The sequence below is a fragment of the Paraburkholderia sp. J76 genome (assembly GCF_905220295.1).
Classification (GTDB): Bacteria; Pseudomonadota; Gammaproteobacteria; order Burkholderiales; family Burkholderiaceae; genus Paraburkholderia.
This window is the reverse complement of record NZ_CAJMZJ010000001.1, coordinates 215,644-233,661: the sequence shown is the minus strand read 5'-3', so window position 1 is coordinate 233,661 and position 18,018 is coordinate 215,644. Positions and strand designations below refer to the sequence as shown.

Genomic DNA, 18,018 nt, shown 5'->3' with positions numbered 1-18,018 from the left:
CGCGATATTCCTGCGGCTGCGCCTTGTTAAATTCCGTTCAACCCCACGCCGACTGCAGCCGCGCGATGCTTTCGCGCATTTCGCGCTCCAGTTGCGCCACCAGTTCCGCTGCGGGCAGTGCGCGTGCGAGCGCCGCTGCCTGGCCCGCCCATTGCGCGCCATAGCCGGTTTCGCCCTTGGCCTTCGCAGCCGCGTTCAGCGACTTGCCCGCGTCGAAAGCGATTGGATAAGACGGAATGCGCGGCGCGTGCGGATCCTCGCCGAGCGCGGTGAAGCGATTGACGATGCTGCGCGCGAGGCGCCCCGAGATCGCCGCCGTGAACGTGGTGTGACGCGCGCCGTCGCCGAGCAAGGCGGCGCGATGGCCCTCGTCGGCGGCGCTCTCGGGGCAGGCCACGAACGCCGTGCCCAGTTGGGCGGCCTGCGCGCCCAACGCGAGCGCGGCGGCAATGCCCGCGCCGTCCATGATGCCGCCCGCCGCGATCACGGGCGCGTCGAACTCGCTCGCTAGCAGGCGTGTGAGCGCGAACGTGCCGAGGCGGTCGTCGCGTGCGCGCTGATCGAACACGCCGCGATGGCCGCCCGCCTCCACGCCCTGCGCGACGATCGCATCCACGCCCGCTTCCACGGCCGCCGCCGCTTCGTCGCGATTCGTCGCGCTCGCAAACAAGTGGACGCCCGCGTGCTTGAGTTCGGCGATCACCGCATCGGGTGGCAGTCCGAAATGAAAGCTCACCACAGCCGGCTTCTCGTCCACCAGCATGGTCTGCATGGCCTTGTCCACGACGAAGCTCGTGTAGATCTCCGAAAGCGACGCCGGTGGCGTCGCATCGTATTGCTGGAACACCGGCGCGAGCCAGTCGAGCCACGCGCGTTCCACGGCGGCATCGGGTGTGGCCGGGCGATGGCAGAACACGTTGACGTTGAAGGGCTTCGCGGTCAGTTCGCGTGTTTGTCGAATCGCTTTGCGCGCGTTCTCCGCATTCATCGCCGCGACGCCGAGCGAGCCGAGCGCGCCCGCGTTCGAAACAGCGGCGGCCAGCGCCGGCGTGGTGGTGCCCGCCATGGGCGCCTGAATGATCGGCTTCTGGATGCCAAGCAAGCGCAGCAACCCCTGCTCGTTCACTTGAGTGCTCATGGTGCGTTCCCTCCCGATGCGGTCTGATGCTTTCCAGGTGGAAAAGCGTCAGCCCGGATCAGCGGCGCGACGACCCGGGTGGGCCGCCAGTTACTCCCTGTGCCATTCGAATCCTCCGCGCGCATGCTCATGCGCATATCTATTCACATGATAACCACATCCAGAGTCGGCGGCCGAACGGACGCCCGCGTTAAAATCGCCCATTCCCCTTTTGCGGCCAATGAACACTCATGAAGTGCCTTACCCTTTCGTCCGCCCTCGCCGGCATCGTGGCCATCGCGCTAACCGCGCCTTCCGCACTCGCCCAAACGTCCTCGGGCGACACGAATTCGAAGCGCGATTGCGCAATCGGTTACGTAACGGGCGTGGCCGGCTCGGCTGCGGGCGTGCGCGACTATCTGGCCACGCCGGAGCGCGACCGCATCCGCTATCTCAAGGACAACGAAATTCAATGCAAGATCGCTGACGACGACAGCCACGCGTCCGGCTGCGTCGGCGTCACGCTATTGAAGAACGAGAAAGTGAGCGTGTACGACGATAGCGACCCTGCCACTACCGCCATCGTCGTGCGCGTGGAACTCGATCGCGGAACCTATCCGGTGATCATCGTCGCGCCCAAAAACGAGGTGAAGTGCGAGGAGTGACCAGCGCGTAATTAGCGCCGCCGCATTCTCAGCTTGCGCCGCGCCCGCACGCCGCGATTTGCTCGTCGGGCACGCCCGCCATGCGCGCGGCGTCGACAATCTGCGCCCAACTCGTCGCATCCACGGGAATGCCGTGCGCCTCGCGCGCGCGCCGCGTCGCGTTCTCGCGCTCGCCGGGCAGCAGGATTTCATCGACACCCGCCGCGCGCCGCGTGGCCTTTAGCCATTCGACGAACGCGAACGCTTCGTGCTCGCGCGAAGGCGCGTCGAACGCCGCCGGATCGACGATCACCGACATCATGCAATTGACGATGGCATGCGTGGAGACGATGGTTTCCTCGCGCGTCGTGAAGCCGCCCGAGAGCGCGCCCGCCAGAATCTCGCACATCGCGGCGAGCCCCGATCCCTTGTGCCCCGCCACCGCGCCGCCGAACGCGCGCAGCGCGCCATGCTGCGTATCGCTGAAGAGCGCGCCGGGGTCGCGCGTGGGGCGTCCGTCGCTGTCGATCAGCGCGTCGGCGGGCACGTCCACGCCTTTGTTGTAGGCCACGCGCACCTTGCCCGCGGCTATCGCGCTCGTGGCGAAGTCGAGCACCAGCGGCGAGCGCCCTTCGAGCGGAAACGCCGCGCAAAACGGGTTCGTGCCGAAGCGCCGGTCGATGCCGCCGAATGGCGCGACGAGCGGATCGCCCGCGACGTTGACGAAGTGGAACGACACGAGCCCGGCGCGCGCGCATTGCTCGGCCCAATGCCCGATGCGTCCGATGTGATGCGCGTTGCGCAGGCCGAGCGCGCACACGCCGAGCGACTTCGCGCGCTCGATGCCGTGCTCCATCGCTTCGAACGCCGTGACCTGCCCAAAGCCCCGGCCGGCTTCGATCGTGAGCACCGCGCCCGCGTCGCGCACAATCTGCGCATGCGCATTCAGCTTGAGTTCGCCTTCGCGGCACGACAGCATGTAGCGCGGAATCATGCCTACTCCATGCGAATCGTGACCGGCGAGATTCGCTTCGACGAGATGGTCGGCGACCAGCGTCGCCTCGCGCGCTTCGCTGCCCGCCGCGCGCCAGATGGCGACAACGAAGGCATGCAGCGCGCGAGCGTCGACAACGACTTCCGAACCTTTTGCAGCAGTGGCATTCGACATGTACGTGACCCTGTATGGCAGCAAAACAAATGATGACGCTTAGGCATGCTTACGTGCGCGGCGCGTAAGCCGATTCGTCGACGCCGATCGCATCGGGCGCTTGCAGCGGCTCGACGCGTCCGACTATCACAAGATAGCTCACCGCGCCGAGCACGCAAAAGCCGCCGGCGACGACGAGCGGGATCGTGAAGGATCCGCGCGTGAGTTGCAGCATCACGCCGGTAAACGTCGTCAGTGCGATGCCCGCGAGATTCGACGCGAAGTTCTGGATGCCCGCCAGCGAGGCGACATGCTTCGGCGTGGGCGCGATGTCGGCGGGCAGCGACCAGATGCTGGCCGCCGCGGCCGCGAGGCTTCCATACGCAATCGCGAAGAGTGCCAGCATTGCGTAGACATCCTGAACAACGCTGGTGAGCGTGATGACCGAAGAAAGCAGCATACCGCCGACAATGCATGTCTTGCGCGCGGCCGTCAGGCTCCAGCCGCGCTTCACGAGCGCATCCGAAAGCCAGCCGCCCAGCCAGCCGCCCGGTATCGAGGCGATGGCGGGCAAGGTGCCCAGCGTACCGAGCGACTTGAGCGAGAAGCCCCGCGCCTCCACGAGATAGCTCGGGAACCACGTAATGAAGAAGTAGATGACGAAGTTCAGGCAGAAGAAGCCCAGCATCATGCCCCACACGGTGCGGTAGCGGAACAACCCGCTCCAGCGTATCGAGGCGGCCGCCGGAGCGGGCGCGCGCGGCTGGTCAAGTGCGGCGCGCGCCTCGGGTTCGCGATACAGCGCGATCCAGCCCACGACCCACACGAGACCGAGCGCACCGGTAATCACAAACGAAGCTTTCCAGCCCCACGCGGCCATGATCGCGGCAACGAGCGGCAGCGACAGCGCGGAGCCCACGCGCGATCCGCTGTCGAAAATGCTCGTGGCGAGCGCGCGTTCTTCGCGGGAGAACCACTGGCTAACGAGTTTCGCGCACGACGGATACGCCCCCGCCTCGCCCGCGCCGAGCATGAGCCGGCAGCCGAACATCGCGGCGAAACTGCCTGCTACCGCGGTAGCCGCGGTGAACACCGACCACCAACCCACCGCGAACGGCAACGCGATACGCGCGCCGGCGCGATCGACGAACCAGCCGTAGGGCAGTTGCATCACGGCGTAAGTCCAGAAGAAGCCGCTTAGCAGCAGCCCCATGGCGGCCGGACCAATGCCCAGGTCCTTCATGATGTGAGGTGCGGCGACCGCGAGATTGGCGCGGTCGATGTAGTTCACTGCAATTGCCAGAAAACAGAAGAATATGACCAGCCAGCGCGATTTTTCCTTCATGGAAAGCACTCCTTCTGAATGTGGCGTCGTGTCTCCATCGAGTTCTCCATCGAGTAGCGGCGCCGGTTCGAACGTCGCCCGCTCTACATGACCGCCCCCAGATGCCACGGCACGAATTCGTTCTGGCCATAGCCGTGCAGTTCGCTTTTGGTGCGCTGCCCCGAGGCCGTCGCGAGCATCAGCTCGAAGATCGCGGCGCCCGTCTCGTCCACGCTTTGCTCGCCATCCAGAATGCGGCCGCAGTTCAGGTCGATGTCTTCTTCCTGGCGTCGCCATAGCGCGCTGTTCGTGCCGAACTTGAGCGACGGCGACGGCGCGCAGCCGTAAGCGGAGCCGCGGCCCGTCGTGAAGCAGATGAGGTTGGCGCCCCCCGCCACCTGACCCGTGGCGGACACCGGATCGTAGCCAGGCGTGTCCATGAACACGAGCCCCTGCGCGCGCACGGGCTGCGCGTATTCGTAGGTTTCGACGAGCCGCGTGGTGCCGCCTTTCGCCACCGCGCCCAGCGATTTTTCGAGAATTGTCGTGAGGCCGCCCGCCTTGTTGCCGGCGGACGGATTGTTGTTCATGTTCGCTTCCATGCGCGCGCAATACGCTTCCCACCAGCGGATGCGCGCCACTAGTTTTTCGCCTACCTCGCGCGACGCCGCGCGCCGCGTGAGCAAGTGCTCGGCGCCGTAGATTTCGGGCGTTTCGGAGAGGATCGCCGTGCCGCCGTGCGCGACCAGTCTGTCCACGGCGGCGCCCAGCGCCGGGTTCGCGGAAATGCCGGAGTAGCCGTCCGAGCCGCCGCACTGCAAGCCGACCATCAGGTGCCGCGCCTCCACCGGCTCGCGCGTCACGCGATTCGCGTCGGCCAGCAGCGCGCGCACCTGCTCGATGCCCGCTGCCACCGTGCGCGCGGTGCCGCCCGTCTGCTGGATCGTCATGGTCGAAAGGCGCGCCCCGCGCTCCAGGTGCTCCGCTTCCACGAGACCGTCGATCTGGTTCGTCTCGCAGCCGAGACCAACGATCAGCACTGCGTAGAAGTTGGCGTGCCGCGCATAGCCGGCGAGCGTGCGGCGCAATACCGTGATCGGCTCGCCTTCTGCCGCGAGCGCGCAGCCTTCGCCGTGCGTGAGCGCCACCACGCCATCCACGTTGGGAAACGGCTCCAGCGCTTCCGGGTGAATATCGCGGCGAAAGTGATCGGCAATCGCACGCGCCACCGTGGCCGAACAGTTCACAGAGGTCAGGATGCCTATGTAATTGCGCGTGGCGACGCGGCCATCGGCGCGCCGTATGCCGAGAAACGTCGCGGGCTGCGCGGCGGCAGGCGTTTCGTGCGCGTCCACGCCGAATGCGTAGTCGCGCTCGAAGTCGCCCATCGAGAGATTCTGCGTATGTACGTGTTCGCCGCGACGGATGGGCCGGCTCGCGAAGCCGATGATCTGCCCGTAGCGGCGCACCGGTTCGCCTTGCCCGATGTCGCGCAGCGCCACCTTGTGGCCAGGCGGAATCATGCCCGCAACCGTGTGGTCGCCGTAGAGCGTCGAGCCTGGCATCAACTGCCCGCGCGCGATGGCAACGTCATCGCGCCGGTCGAGAAGAATGAGGGCGGCCGAAAGCTTGGCCGGGTCGAGAAGTGTCATAGCCGGTCTCCCTGGAAAGCGCCGCGCACGCCGACATAAAGCGAGTAAAGCGACGTGCTGGCTGCAATGAACAGGCGATTGCGATTCGGGCCGCCGAACACGAGATTCGCGACCGTTTCCGGCACGAGAATCTTGCCGAGCAGCGTGCCATCGGGCGCATAGCAGTGGATGCCGTCTCCCGCGCTCGTCCAGACGTTGCCGTGCTCGTCCACGCGCATGCCGTCGGGCACGCCCGGCGTTACGTCCGCGAACAGGCGGCCATTGTGCAGGTGGCCTTGCGCGTCCACGTCGAATACGCGGATGTGATGCGGGCCGTTCTCGATATGCGAAGCGCCCGAGTCGGCCACATAGAGCCGCGATTCATCGGGCGAAAACGCGAGGCCGTTGGGCTTCGCGAAGTCGTCGGCCATGCGCCGCACCGCGCCTGTCCCGGGCGCCACGCGATACACATGGCAAGCGCCGATCTCGCTCGGTGCGCGAAAGCCCTCGTAGTCGCCGAGAATGCCGTAGTCGGGATCGGTGAACCAGATCGAGCCGTCCGAATGCACGACCACGTCGTTGGGCGAATTCAGCCGATGCCCTTCGAAGCGATCGGCGATGACGGTGATGCGCCCATCGTGCTCGGTGCGCGTGACGCGGCGCGTGCCGTGCTCGCACGTGACGAGCCGGCATTCGCGGTCGAGCGTGTTGCCGTTGCTGAAATTCGCGTTCGCGCGGAACACGCCCGTGCCGATGCCGGGCACCCAGCGCATCATCCGGTTATTGGGGATGTCGCTCCAGACAAGAAAGTCGCCGGCGGGGAACCACACCGGACCTTCGGCCCACATGCAGCCGCCCGCGAGCTTCTCGAAGTGCGCGTTGGGCTGCAACAGCAGGCGAAAGCGCGCATCGTGGATTTCGTATTCGTGGGGATTCATCGTTCCGGCCTCGTACCGTCAGGGTCAGGTCACGGCGACGCGCGTGACCCGTCGCTCACTGCCGCGCCGGTTTATTAAATACTAGTTGAATAGGCCTGTGAAGATTTTCTTCGAGCGCCTGGAATGTGGTTTACCCGCGTTTACCCGCGAACGTGCGCGGCAGTCAGCTTTTGTCGAAAGCCTGGTCCAGATCGTAGGCGAGCAGGAAGAGGCAGCCCGTATCGCTACGGAAATCCACTTCGACGGTGCCGCGCGCCGCGACACCCGCATAGCCCGCTGCCAGCCGCCGGCCGTTTTGCACGGCCTCGCCTTCGAGCACGTAGATGAACTCCGGCCCGGTATGGCGGTGCAAGGGAAACGTTGCGCCCGCAGCGAACCGCACCAGTTGCATGGCGCGGCCATCCGCCTTACCGAGGTTCTTGATCTCCACGCCCTGAGCGTAGCGTGAGGGCACCCATGGCATGCTCGCGGAATCGACGAATGAAAAGCCTGAGTCGTTTGCCATGACGAACCCTTTATGGCGCGCTATTGCGTCTTCGCGTCGGCGGCAGCAAGCATGGCGTCGCTAATGCTCACCTCGCCGTTTGATTTGAGCGCTTCGCCCGCGCCGCGAATATCGCGCTCCTCCTTGTTCTGGCTGAGCTTGCTCTTGCCCACCAGACGCGTAATCTCGATCTCCACGCCGACAATCGCCTTCGCGAGCGTATCTATGTAGTCCCTGGGCGCGTCGGCCATCTTCCAGGGCTTGGGCTGCGTGGCCTCGTGCGTGCGCGTGAGGCGGCCGATCACGCCGCGCACGTAGCGCTCGTCGTCGAGAATCCTGATGCGCCCATGAGCATGCACGACGATGTAATTCCACGTCGGCACCTGCTTGTGCGCCTCGTGCTTGCTCGGATACCAGTTCGGCGAGATATATGCGTCGCCGGCGCGGAAGATCACGAGCACCTCGTCGCCGTTCACCACGTCCTGCCACACCGGATTGGCCCGCGCAACGTGCGCGCGCAATACGCCCAGTTCGCCTTCGCCCGCTGCGAGTTCAAAGGGAATGTGATTGGCATCGAGCCCGCTTTGCCCGTGCGTGACCAAGGTGCCGAACGGATGTTGGGCGATGCAATCGTGCAGGACGTCCTTGCGGTTTTCGGCGAAATGGGCTGGTACGTACATGCGTGTATCCCTGCTCGTAAAGTGACTGGATAGCGTGACCTGGACTGCGACAGCCCGAGTGTGCCTCAAAAGTGGTTTATTCTATAGGTCCACTTTGTTGCGATTTCAGTGAACCAGAATCATGCCGAGAACAGCGCAGGCTGCCGAAATGCCATCGTTCGGCGCGCTCGACCGCGAGGCCGGCAATCTGAGCCGCCAGGTGGCCGAGGCGCTGCGCGAAGCCGTGCGCAAAGGCGATCTGCGGCCCGCCGATGCATTGCCCTCCACGCGCGCGCTGGCCGCTTCGCTGCGGGTTGCGCGCGGCACCGTGGTCGAGGCGTACGAACAACTCATCGCTGAAGGATTTCTGGAGTCGAAAGCGGGCGCCGGTACGCGCGTGGCGCATGCGCTGGCGGAACGGCCCGCGCGCGAGCCCCGCGCGACGTCGCGGCACGCGGCGCAAGCCGGGCTGCCCGAACGCGCCGAAGCGTTCGCCAGAATCGGACGCGAGTTCAAGCCGCTTCCTCCGGTGCCGTTCGCCATTTCGGTGCCGACGGGCATGACCGCGCCCGGCGAGGTCTGGCGGCGGCTCGGCAACCGCTTGCGCGCGCGAGGCCCGGCGTCGCCTACGGGTTATGCCGATCCACAAGGCGCGCTCGCGCTGCGCGAAGCCATTGCCGATTATGTGCGCAAGTCGCGATCGGTGCGCTGCGAAGCCGATCAGATCATCGTGACGAGCGGCACCCAGCAGGGGCTCTTTCTCGCAAGCCAGGTGCTGCTGGGGCCGCGCGACCAGGCATGGGTCGAGAACCCCGCCTACCGTGGCGTCACGGCCATACTCGAAAGCATGCCCTACCGCGACGCCATGGTCCGCGTGCCCGTGGACGCAGAAGGGCTCGACGTGGAAGCCGGCGTTCGCATGGCGCCGAAGGCGCGCGTGGCGTTCGTTACGCCGTCGCATCAATATCCGCTCGGCATGCCGCTGAGCATGGCGCGGCGCGCGGCGTTGCTCGCGTGGGCGCGATCGGCGCATGCGTGGGTCGTCGAGGACGACTACGACAGCGAACTGCGCTACGAGGGCTATCCGTTTCCGGCGCTGCAAGGACTCGCGCCCGACCGCGTGGTGTATCTCGGCACTTTCAGCAAGATCCTCTTCCCGTCGCTGCGGCTGGGTTATGTCGTCGTGCCGCCCAATCTCGTCGATGCATTCTGCGGCGCGCGCGTGCTTGTGGACCGCCACCCGCCGACCGCCGATCAACACGTGCTCGCCGCCTTCATGACCGAGGGGCACCTGGAGCGTCACGTCCGCAAGGTCCGCAACGTGTATGCGGAGCAACGGCTCAGCCTGATCGGGACGCTCGAAGCGCTGCTGCCCCGGCATCTCGCGTGGATCGAGCCCGGCGATCAAGGCATGCATCTCGTGCTATGGCTCGCAGCGGGACTCGACGATCGCCTGGTGGTCCGGTTCGCTGCCGACAAGGGCGTCGCCGTGCGCGCGGCGTCGCCGATGTTCGCCGCGGGCACCGCGCGTCCCGGGCTGATCCTGGGCTTCGGCGGCTTTAGCGGCACTCAAATGAAAGAGGCCGCGCATCGTCTCGCGGCTGTGATTCGCGCGGCGGCGAAATGAAACCCGATCAATTATTTTGGGGTACTGGATATCTGCGGGCTTTACCCAATTCGATCGCGAGGAAATCGACAAACGCCCGAATGCGCGTGGAAAGCTGGTGCCGCTGCGCATACACGGCATAGATGTCCGCGCCCGGCGTTTCATACTCGGGCAGCACGACCACGAGCCGCCCATCCGCCAGATATTCGTTGATGTCCCATTCCGCGCGCATCAGAATGCCGTGCCCGTCCAGCGCCCACTTCACGGCGATCTCGCCGTCGTTGGTCGTGAGATTGCCATTGATGCGGATTGCTTCGGATTTGCGCGCATTGCCGCGCTCGTTCGAAAGCCGCCACACTCCATACGCTTCGTCGCCCTGGCGAATGCTGATGCAGTTGTGCTTTGCAAGGTCGTGCGGCGTGGCGGGCCAGCCCCGGCTCGCGAGATACGCGGGCGAGGCGCACAGCAATCGGCGGTTCGCCGCGAGACGCCGCGCGATCACGCGCGTATCCGGCGGCTCGCCAAAGCGAATGCAGACATCGTATGAATCTTCGGTGAGCGGCGGCGGCATGACCGAAAGCTGAAGCTGCACGGCAACCTGCGGGTACTGCACGACGAAACGCGAAAGCGCCGGTCCGATATGGCTGCGCCCAAAGCCCAGCGTCGCGTTCACGCGCAACAAGCCCTTGGGATGCTTTTTCGAGCCGCCCAGCAGCTCGCCCAGTTCGTCGATCTCGTCGAGAATGCGCCGCGCATGCTCCAGGTACACCTCGCCTTCGGGCGTGAGCATCATGCGGCGGGTCGTGCGGTTCACGAGCGGCACGCCGGCGCGTTCCTCCATCTGCGCGAGCCGCTTGCTCACGGCAGCGGGCGTGAGGCCCAGTTCGCGCGCGGCGGCGCTCAGGCTGCCCGACGAAGCCAGCGTGGAGAAAAAGCCCAGATCGGCGGGTTGAACGGTGTCGGCCACGGTCGCCACTTGTGAATTCAGGTTAAGGATGCTTTGAGTCTAGCACCGGTTTTTGAACCGGCAGTTCGGTAAAGTGAATCCATCCCGGCACATTCACAAGGAAGGAGACATGAAGACCTATCGCATCGCAACCATTCCCGGCGACGGCATCGGCAAGGAAGTCGTGCCCGCGGGCAAGCAGGTGCTGGAGGCGCTTGCCAAAACCACGCAACGCTTCGCGTTCGAGTTCGAAAACTTCGACTGGGGCGCCGACTATTACCGCCAGCACGGCGTGATGATGCCCGCCGACGGCCTCGACGCCATTCGCGACAAGGACGCCATTCTGTTCGGCTCCGCGGGCGACCCCGAGGTGCCCGACCACATCACGCTCTGGGGCCTGCGCCTGAAGATCTGCCAGGGACTCGATCAGTACGCGAACGTGCGCCCCACGCGCATCCTGCCCGGCATCGACGCGCCCTTGAAGCGCTGCAAGCCGGAGGACCTGAACTGGGTGATCGTGCGCGAAAACTCCGAAGGCGAATATTCGGGCGTAGGCGGCCGCGTGCATCAGGGCCATCCGCTCGAAGCTGCGACCGATGTTTCGATCCTCACGCGCGCCGGCGTCGAACGCATCCTGCGCTTTGCGTTCCGGCTTGCACAATCGCGGCCCCGCAAGCTGCTCACCGTCATCACCAAGAGCAACGCGCAGCGCCACGCCATGGTCATGTGGGACGAGATCGCGCAGCAAGTGTCGAAAGAGTTCGCGGACGTGAAATGGGACAAGGAACTCGTGGACGCCGCCACGGCGCGTATGGTCAACCGCCCCGCCTCGCTCGACACGATCGTTGCGACCAACCTGCACGCCGACATTCTCAGCGACCTGGCCGCCGCACTCGCGGGGAGCCTCGGCATTGCGCCTACGGGCAACATCGACCCCGAGCGCCGTTATCCGTCGATGTTCGAGCCGATCCACGGCTCGGCCTTCGACATCATGGGCAAGGGGCTCGCCAATCCGGTCGGCACGTTCTGGTCGGTCGTGATGCTGCTCGAACACCTCGGCGAGACCGAAGCCGCCGCACATGTGATGCAGGCCATCGAAACCGTGACGGCCAATCCCGCGCTGCACACCGGCGACCTTGGCGGCAACGCGACCACGGCGCAGGTCACGAAGGCCGTTTGCGAACTCGTCGAGAAGGCGGCCGTCGCGGCTTGAGCGCGTACGCATCGTCGAGTACCGCGGATACGAGGGCGCGACACAAAAAATATTCGCGCGCCCGCGCCAAACCTCCAGGGAGGAGACATCTCCATGAATTCGGATACCGAAGTAATTGTCACGCGCAAACTCATGTGGCGCATTATCCCGTTCGTCATGCTGCTCTATTTCGTGAGCTTTCTCGACCGGGTCAATGTGGGCTTCGCGGCAATGACGATGAACAAGGCCATTGGCCTTTCGCCCGCGGCGTTCGGACTGGGCGGCGGCCTCTTCTTCATCGGCTACTTTCTGTTCGAGGTGCCGTCGAATCTTGTCTTGCACCGCGTGGGCGCGCGCATCTGGATCGCGCGCGTCATGATCACGTGGGGCATCGTTTCGGCGGCCTCAGCGTTCGTGACCGGACCCACGAGCTTCTATGCGCTGCGCTTCTTGCTGGGCGTCGCGGAAGCGGGCTTTTTCCCCGGCATCATCCTCTATCTCAGCCTCTGGTTTCCGGCGAGGCAACGCGCGGCGGCGGCCGCATGGTTCATGGCGGCCGCGCCGATCTCCACCGCGCTCGGCTCGCCGATTTCGGGCGCGCTCATGCAATTGCCGCCCATGTTCGGTCTCGCCAACTGGCAACTGCTGTACGTGATCGAAGCGGTGCCCGCCGTGCTGCTGGGTTTCGTTGTCCTGAAGGTTCTCACCGATACGCCGGCCAAAGCGCGCTGGCTGAAGCCGCAAGAACGTGACTGGCTCGTGGCGAAACTAGCCGATGAGGCACGGGCGCGCGAGAGCCATACGGGCCACACGGCAGGCGCGCTGAGCGCTCTGCGCGACCCGCGCGTGCTGGCGCTCGCGCTGATCTACTTCGGCACCTCGGCGGGCCTTTACACGCTGGGACTGTGGGCGCCGCTCATCATACGGCAATATGGATTCAGTTCGCTCGAAACCGGACTGCTCAATGCCATTCCGAGCATCGTGGCCGTCATCGTCATGATTCTCTGGGCGCGGCACTCCGATCGCACGGCGGAGCGCACGTGGCACGTCGTGGTCCCTTGCGTGCTTGCATGCGCGGGCTTCGTATTCGCCGGTCAGGCGAGCACCGCGTTGATGATCGTGCTGGCGCTCGTGGTGGTGAATATCGGCATCAGCGCCGCGAAGGCGCCGCTGTGGGCCATGCCCAGCATGTTTCTCTCCGGCGCCGGCGCGGCTGCGGGCATCGCCATGATCAATTCGATCGGAAATCTCGGCGGCTTTGTGGGGCCTGCCGTGATCGGCTGGCTCAAGATGCAGACGGGAGGTTATGCCGCGGGCTTGTACGTGGTCGGCGCGACGCTCGCGCTTTCCGCGGTGGTGACGTTGATGCTGAGCCGCAAGGCGAGCCGGCCCGTGATGGCGCAGGTGAGGCACGATCATTGAGGGGAGCGGGGCGCGCGCGACATGCGCGCTTCCTTCCGGCGTGGGCCGCCAGCGATCTATGCAAACGTTCGTATCATCAAGAGACATGTGTTGGCATATCCCGGTTAATCAGCCTGTTCAAGCGCATTGAATTGCCCTCTCAAGCCCCCGCTTAACTCATGCCGTATGTGCGGATTCGCTCAAAACCTCCTCTGATTTTTATAGAAGAATGTTCTACGATTCTTTAACGCGGGACGAAAAACGCAGCGCATAAAAATCCCCCGAACTCGATACTCAATAATCTATTTGGGTCTTCGATTAAGGATTGCAAAGTAATTCACGCGCAAGCACGATAACAGACATTCTGCGGCTGAATGCGTCTTCAATCCCGCTCGCGATCGTGCATACAGAAAACGCGTAGCACGGGCTTTCATCGGCGTGACCTTCGCATGGCCACACGGAGGGACTATGAGCAGCGAACCGTGTCTCGGCACCGTCGATACGATCGCTTCGGCGAGCGCATCTTTCATGAACGGGCTGCTCGCTTCCGCCAGCCCTTGCGTGCTGGTCGATCGCTCGGGCATTGTCTCGCAGGCGAATTCCGCATTCGAGAAACTCGCGCCTGCAGCCGCCGGTCGAGCGCTTGCGGAGCTATTTCGTTTCGATACCTCCCCGCGCGACGAACCCGGCGAGAGCGGCGCCGCGGCTGTCCCCGTAGAAGTCCTGTATTACAGCAACGGCGGCGCACTGGTGCCGGCCTGGCTGCACACGGTCTACGAATCGCCGGAAACCGGAGAGCAGGTGCTGCTGCTTGCCGACGGCGCACCGCTCAGGCGCGCCGAACTCCAACGCCTTGGCGAAGCCCCTCTCGCCGTCATGCGCGTTTGCATCGACGGCGTCGTGCGCATCGCGAACGAGGCCACGTATCGCGCACTGTCGCTCACGCCCGAGCAGGTGGTTGGCAAGACGCTGCTTTCGCTTCTCGATAAATCAGACGAAACCTCGCCCCAAAACTGTGCCACCGTTTCGGGCAGACTCAAGGAAAGGTTCGATGAGTGCATCAGTCAACGCGCACCGGTGACGCTGGAAGTTTCCGTTGCCGAATATACGCATTGCGAGCGCGAATCCGCCCGGTTGCTGCTGATTCCGGACCTGGCGCCGAGCGGCCGGGTGCTGGGTGTGCTGGCCGTCATCGAACTCAAGCTGGAGGACCGCGTGAGAGAGCAGATAGGACGAATTGCTCGCAACGCTTCCATCTGCACATGGCAGGAGCGCCTCAAGGCTATTCTCGACGAAGTCGGACGGCTCATCGACTTCGACCATGTCAACTTCGGCTTGTACGCGGACGACATGCAGTTCTTTCGCGCGTTCGCGCTGTATCCCCGCGACCATCTGAGATGGTCGGACCGGTGGCTGCCCATCGCGCCGGAGGTCAAAACGTGGCTTGAAGCGGGCAGAACATCGATTGCAGATATCAGGGAATTCTCCACACGCTACCGCCGTGGCGCCAAAAGCGCGGTGGGACGCATGTACGAAGATCGCGGCATGCGCGCCTGCGCCACGCTCATCGCCCGCAACGAAAAGGGGCCGACGTCGGCGCTTTCGTTTTGCTCGAAAACAGTAGGCGCCTATTCGCAGAGCGATGTCGAACTGCTGCGTAATCTCGATCTGGAACCGGTACTGATACGCATTGAAGAGCAGATCAAAAATCAGCGGCGCGAGCTTGGTCTCGAACTTAAGCACATGGTGGCAACAGCGAAGTCGCTACCCGAAGTCGCCAAAGAAGTCGTCGATCGGCTCGTGCCGGCCTTTCACTGGGACTCTGTCTCGCTCTATCGCCTCGACCGGCAAAAAGAGCTGTTCACGCTGCTTTATCAGAATTCGCAAAAGAAGGCCTTTGAAATTCCGGAAAGCTATACACAGCCGTTCGCGCACGGCATGCTGGGCGCCTGCCTGCGCGAAGAAAAGCAACTCATGTGCAATCAGCTCGGCGAGCCTGGCGTCGAACAATACGACTACATCAATCTGGGCCGCAAGGGGATTCATTCCGCGATCACGATCCCGCTATGGCTCAATGGACGCATTCGCTGGATGCTCAATATCGAAACGCACGAGGCGCACGCTTTTCACGGGCTCGACCTGCAATCCATCGAAGAACTGTCCAGTTTGCTGCAGGAGGGGCTCAACCAGCGCGCGACAGAGGAAATCAGCAAGATCGTCATGCTGGAAACGCGGCAAGGTGTTGTCGTGGTCGGCATGGATGGCGCGATATTCGACCTGAACAAGGCGGCACGCCGTCTGTTAGGTATCCAGAAGGATCGTCCGGAATATCCCTTTCTCAAGGACTACGCCGCGAAAGACGACGCGTGTGCGTCCGACGTCCTGCAAGGACTGGGCTCGACGGAAAAGCGGCATATCAAGTTGCTGGGCGAAGACGGACGCGTGCGCCCCGTATTCGCCACACGACGCGTGCTGGATGGCAGTTTCGATACCGCAATCTGGTTTCTGATCGACACCAAGGGCCGCACCTGGGAGGTGGACATGCGCTTTCTGCGCGAGACGGTTGCCGACGTCGCACAGCAAACGCGCGCACCGCTTGCCCTCGCGAGCAACCTTGCCCGCGCGTTGCCAAAGTTCCTCGGAAGCGCACTGCCCGGCAACAGTGAGGTCCAGACATTGGTGACGGGCGGCGAAACACTCTCCAGGCGGCTGCTCGCGGAAATCGGCAAGGCCGACATTACGTTCGAGCGCCTTGCCGAAGGCGTCGACATACGACGCTATCCAGTGAGATCGAAGGAGCCGCTCGACCTCCTTAGTTGCGTGACGCGCGTAATCGATTCGCTTCCCCAGCGCGATCAGAAGGTGATCGGTCGGCCGAAAAAGAAATCTTCTGTATGGGTGAATGGCGACGCGGAGCGGCTGCGCTTCGTCATTCGTTCGCTGCTCGCGTGGCTGATTCGCGTCAGCCCGGACGATGGAAAGGTCGTGGTCGCCCTCACACTAGGGGCCGGAAAATCCACCGTCGATTTGAATCTTTCTCTCGCCAGCACGACGCCGATGGGTGAAAGCGACAATCACGAGCAGGTTCAGGACGTGGTGGGCAAAGCGGTGCGCGTCGCGCACGCCGACGCGAGTCTTGCGCTGGACGCGATCCAGGTCATCGTCGAGAAGCATGGCGGAAAGCTCGAAACACACAAGACTGCCGATGCCGATGACGAGCCAGTGCCGAAATGGAATGGTTTCCATATCGTGCTGCCCGTGCGGGAAGGGGGCCACCCATGAACACGACAAACCCAAATCGCATCGCGCTCATTACCGACGATATGGCGAAAGCCGAATTGATCGGAGATGCGCACGAGAGCATCGGCGAACACGCCGCACGGTTCCCCGCCGCCGCAGTTTTTTCCGGCATGCAGGTCACGACATATACATCGACAGACAAGGCACACGCAAAGATCTTCGGAGTCAAGGCGGCAAGCGCGGTGCTCGGACTGATCGTGCTCGATGCCATGGTCCGGAAGGAACGCGACGGACTCCCAGCAGGCAACGGCGGCGCTGCCATCGAGCTACTCGACTGGCTGGCCGACAACCTTCCTCATGTGCCCGTTATCGTACTGACGTCGCGGCGCGTGGACGGCCTCGACCTGCGTCTGCGCAAACGCAGGAATATCGTTTCACTGAGCCTCGCGGAAAACGATTTCAACGCGGCGTTTTCCCGCGCACTGGATCTCGCCGTGAACGGACCCAAGCCATCCAGGCAGCGAATCGGCATAGTAGTCGGCGATTTCGCCGCTCACTTCTACCGGATGGATGGGAGCGATGTTCGCGACGAGGAGGACTATGAATACAGAAACTTGCCGGACCTCGAACACCTGCTCACCCGCATTCAGGGCTATTCACCGTCGTCGAACGCGGCGACCGGTCGCGACTGGCAGGCCGATTTTCGTGAATTCGGCAATGACGTCTACAACGCTTTCATCACGGGAACGATCGGCCATCATATCGTCAAGCTTTTCGAAACCGAAATGCCCGATGGCACACCCGTCGATATTCGCTTCGATATCAATGTGAGTCTTGACGAACGCGCCCGTCTGTTCGAAATGCCATTCGAACTCGCGAGGCCACCGGGCCAATACGACAACTTCCTCTGTACCAGCGTGCCGATGGCGCGCCGCATACACTTCAGTCAAGCTGCGGAGAAGTGCGGGCCCTTTCAGCCGAATCTCGAACCCAAACGTCACGACCGCCCGTTGCGCGTGCTTTTCATCAACGCGAGTTTCAAGGGCGGCGCGGAAGTCAAACCGGAAAACGGAGGCCCCGTCCAATGGGTGCCGGGCTTCGACGAATTAAAGAACACCGCCGACGAACTAACGGCGGTCAAGGCCTTCGCGACCACGAAATGGAAGCATGCATTGGAACGCGTAACCGTTGTCACGCCCAAACCGAATCAGACCTGTGACGACTTGAGGGAAAAGATCAGCTTGCTCGTGAAATCAAAACCGTTCGATATCCTGCATTTCGCCGGACATTCGATCACCCTGGACAACAATGGCGGCACCTTCCTGATTCTTCCCGACGGCGAAGGTCGCGGCAAAGGCGTGTCGATACGCGAAGTCGCCGACTGGGTCGGTAAAGCCGGGATTCGCGTAGTGCTGCTTTCTTCGTGCAGCGGTTCGTCCCTGCGTACCGCAATCGAAGTCATGCGCAATAAAGCGCAGGCCGTGCTCGGCTTTCGCTGGACCGTCGATGACGGCGCGTGCGTCGAGTATTTCAGGCAGTTTTACCGGTCGTACCTTATCGATAACAAGTCGATTTCAGAGGCTTATTACGGAGCCTGCCGCGGAGTCCGGAACTCGAATCACGGCCTGCCTATCTGGGCCTCCGCTGTCGCCATCGTCAACGACTGAACGCAAGCGGGGAAAAACAACG

At 63.6% G+C, this 18,018-nt stretch carries 14 protein-coding genes; 6 read left to right on the top strand and 8 right to left on the bottom strand.

Annotated features, from left to right (window positions below):
• Positions 1-37: 37 nt before the first annotated feature.
• Positions 38-1,138 (bottom strand): nitronate monooxygenase, encoded by a 1,101-nt coding sequence (locus U5768_RS01080; protein WP_322028531.1) that lies wholly within the window; start codon positions 1,136-1,138, stop codon positions 38-40.
• Between the two features lie 230 nt (positions 1,139-1,368).
• Here U5768_RS01080 and U5768_RS01075 point away from each other — a divergent pair, with 230 nt between their 5' ends.
• Positions 1,369-1,782 (top strand): hypothetical protein, encoded by a 414-nt coding sequence (locus tag U5768_RS01075; protein WP_322028530.1) that lies wholly within the window; start codon positions 1,369-1,371, stop codon positions 1,780-1,782.
• 28 nt (positions 1,783-1,810) lie between these two features.
• Here U5768_RS01075 and U5768_RS01070 read toward each other — a convergent pair whose 3' ends face one another.
• From U5768_RS01070 to U5768_RS01045, 6 genes are all read right to left on the bottom strand, one after another.
• The gene (locus U5768_RS01070) at positions 1,811-2,929 is read right to left on the bottom strand and encodes a malate/lactate/ureidoglycolate dehydrogenase (RefSeq protein WP_322028529.1); all 1,119 of its coding nucleotides are present in this window, start codon (positions 2,927-2,929) and stop codon (positions 1,811-1,813) included.
• A 49-nt stretch (positions 2,930-2,978) separates the two neighbouring features.
• A complete protein-coding gene (locus U5768_RS01065; protein WP_322028528.1) occupies positions 2,979-4,253 on the bottom strand; it encodes an MFS transporter in 1,275 nt (424 codons plus the stop codon).
• Positions 4,254-4,336: 83 nt separating this feature from the next.
• Entirely contained in the window at positions 4,337-5,884 is a 1,548-nt protein-coding gene (locus tag U5768_RS01060; RefSeq protein ID WP_322028527.1) for an altronate dehydratase family protein, read from the bottom strand.
• Positions 5,881-6,801, bottom strand: coding sequence for an SMP-30/gluconolactonase/LRE family protein (locus U5768_RS01055; protein WP_322028526.1), 921 nt, complete (start codon positions 6,799-6,801; stop codon positions 5,881-5,883). The genes U5768_RS01060 and U5768_RS01055 overlap by 4 nt, the downstream gene beginning before the upstream one ends.
• Before the next feature lie 163 nt (positions 6,802-6,964).
• Positions 6,965-7,306 carry a cupin domain-containing protein gene (locus U5768_RS01050; protein ID WP_322028525.1) on the bottom strand — a complete coding sequence of 114 codons (342 nt, stop codon included), beginning with the start codon at positions 7,304-7,306 and terminating at the stop codon, positions 6,965-6,967.
• A 20-nt stretch (positions 7,307-7,326) separates the two neighbouring features.
• Positions 7,327-7,965: an FMN-binding negative transcriptional regulator gene (locus U5768_RS01045; RefSeq protein WP_322028524.1), complete on the bottom strand. Its 639-nt coding sequence runs from the start codon at positions 7,963-7,965 to the stop codon at positions 7,327-7,329.
• A 121-nt stretch (positions 7,966-8,086) separates the two neighbouring features.
• Between U5768_RS01045 and U5768_RS01040 the strand changes: the two genes are divergently transcribed.
• Positions 8,087-9,571 carry a PLP-dependent aminotransferase family protein gene (locus U5768_RS01040; protein WP_322028523.1) on the top strand — a complete coding sequence of 495 codons (1,485 nt, stop codon included), beginning with the start codon at positions 8,087-8,089 and terminating at the stop codon, positions 9,569-9,571.
• 7 nt (positions 9,572-9,578) lie between these two features.
• Here the strand turns inward: U5768_RS01040 and U5768_RS01035 are convergent, their stop codons facing one another.
• Positions 9,579-10,517 (bottom strand): LysR family transcriptional regulator, encoded by a 939-nt coding sequence (locus U5768_RS01035; protein ID WP_322028522.1) that lies wholly within the window; start codon positions 10,515-10,517, stop codon positions 9,579-9,581.
• 109 nt (positions 10,518-10,626) lie between these two features.
• Between U5768_RS01035 and U5768_RS01030 the strand changes: the two genes are divergently transcribed.
• The 4 genes from U5768_RS01030 (at position 10,627) to U5768_RS01015 (ending at position 17,996) form a co-directional block, all read left to right on the top strand.
• Entirely contained in the window at positions 10,627-11,709 is a 1,083-nt protein-coding gene (locus U5768_RS01030; protein WP_322028521.1) for a tartrate dehydrogenase, read from the top strand.
• A 93-nt stretch (positions 11,710-11,802) separates the two neighbouring features.
• Positions 11,803-13,110 carry an MFS transporter gene (locus U5768_RS01025; RefSeq protein WP_322028520.1) on the top strand — a complete coding sequence of 436 codons (1,308 nt, stop codon included), beginning with the start codon at positions 11,803-11,805 and terminating at the stop codon, positions 13,108-13,110.
• 933 nt (positions 13,111-14,043) lie between these two features.
• Entirely contained in the window at positions 14,044-16,371 is a 2,328-nt protein-coding gene (locus tag U5768_RS01020; RefSeq protein ID WP_322028519.1) for a GAF domain-containing protein, read from the top strand.
• A complete protein-coding gene (locus tag U5768_RS01015) occupies positions 16,368-17,996 on the top strand; it encodes a CHAT domain-containing protein (protein WP_322028518.1) in 1,629 nt (542 codons plus the stop codon). Before U5768_RS01020 ends, U5768_RS01015 begins: the two co-directional genes overlap by 4 nt.
• The last annotated feature ends 22 nt before the right edge of the window (positions 17,997-18,018 follow it).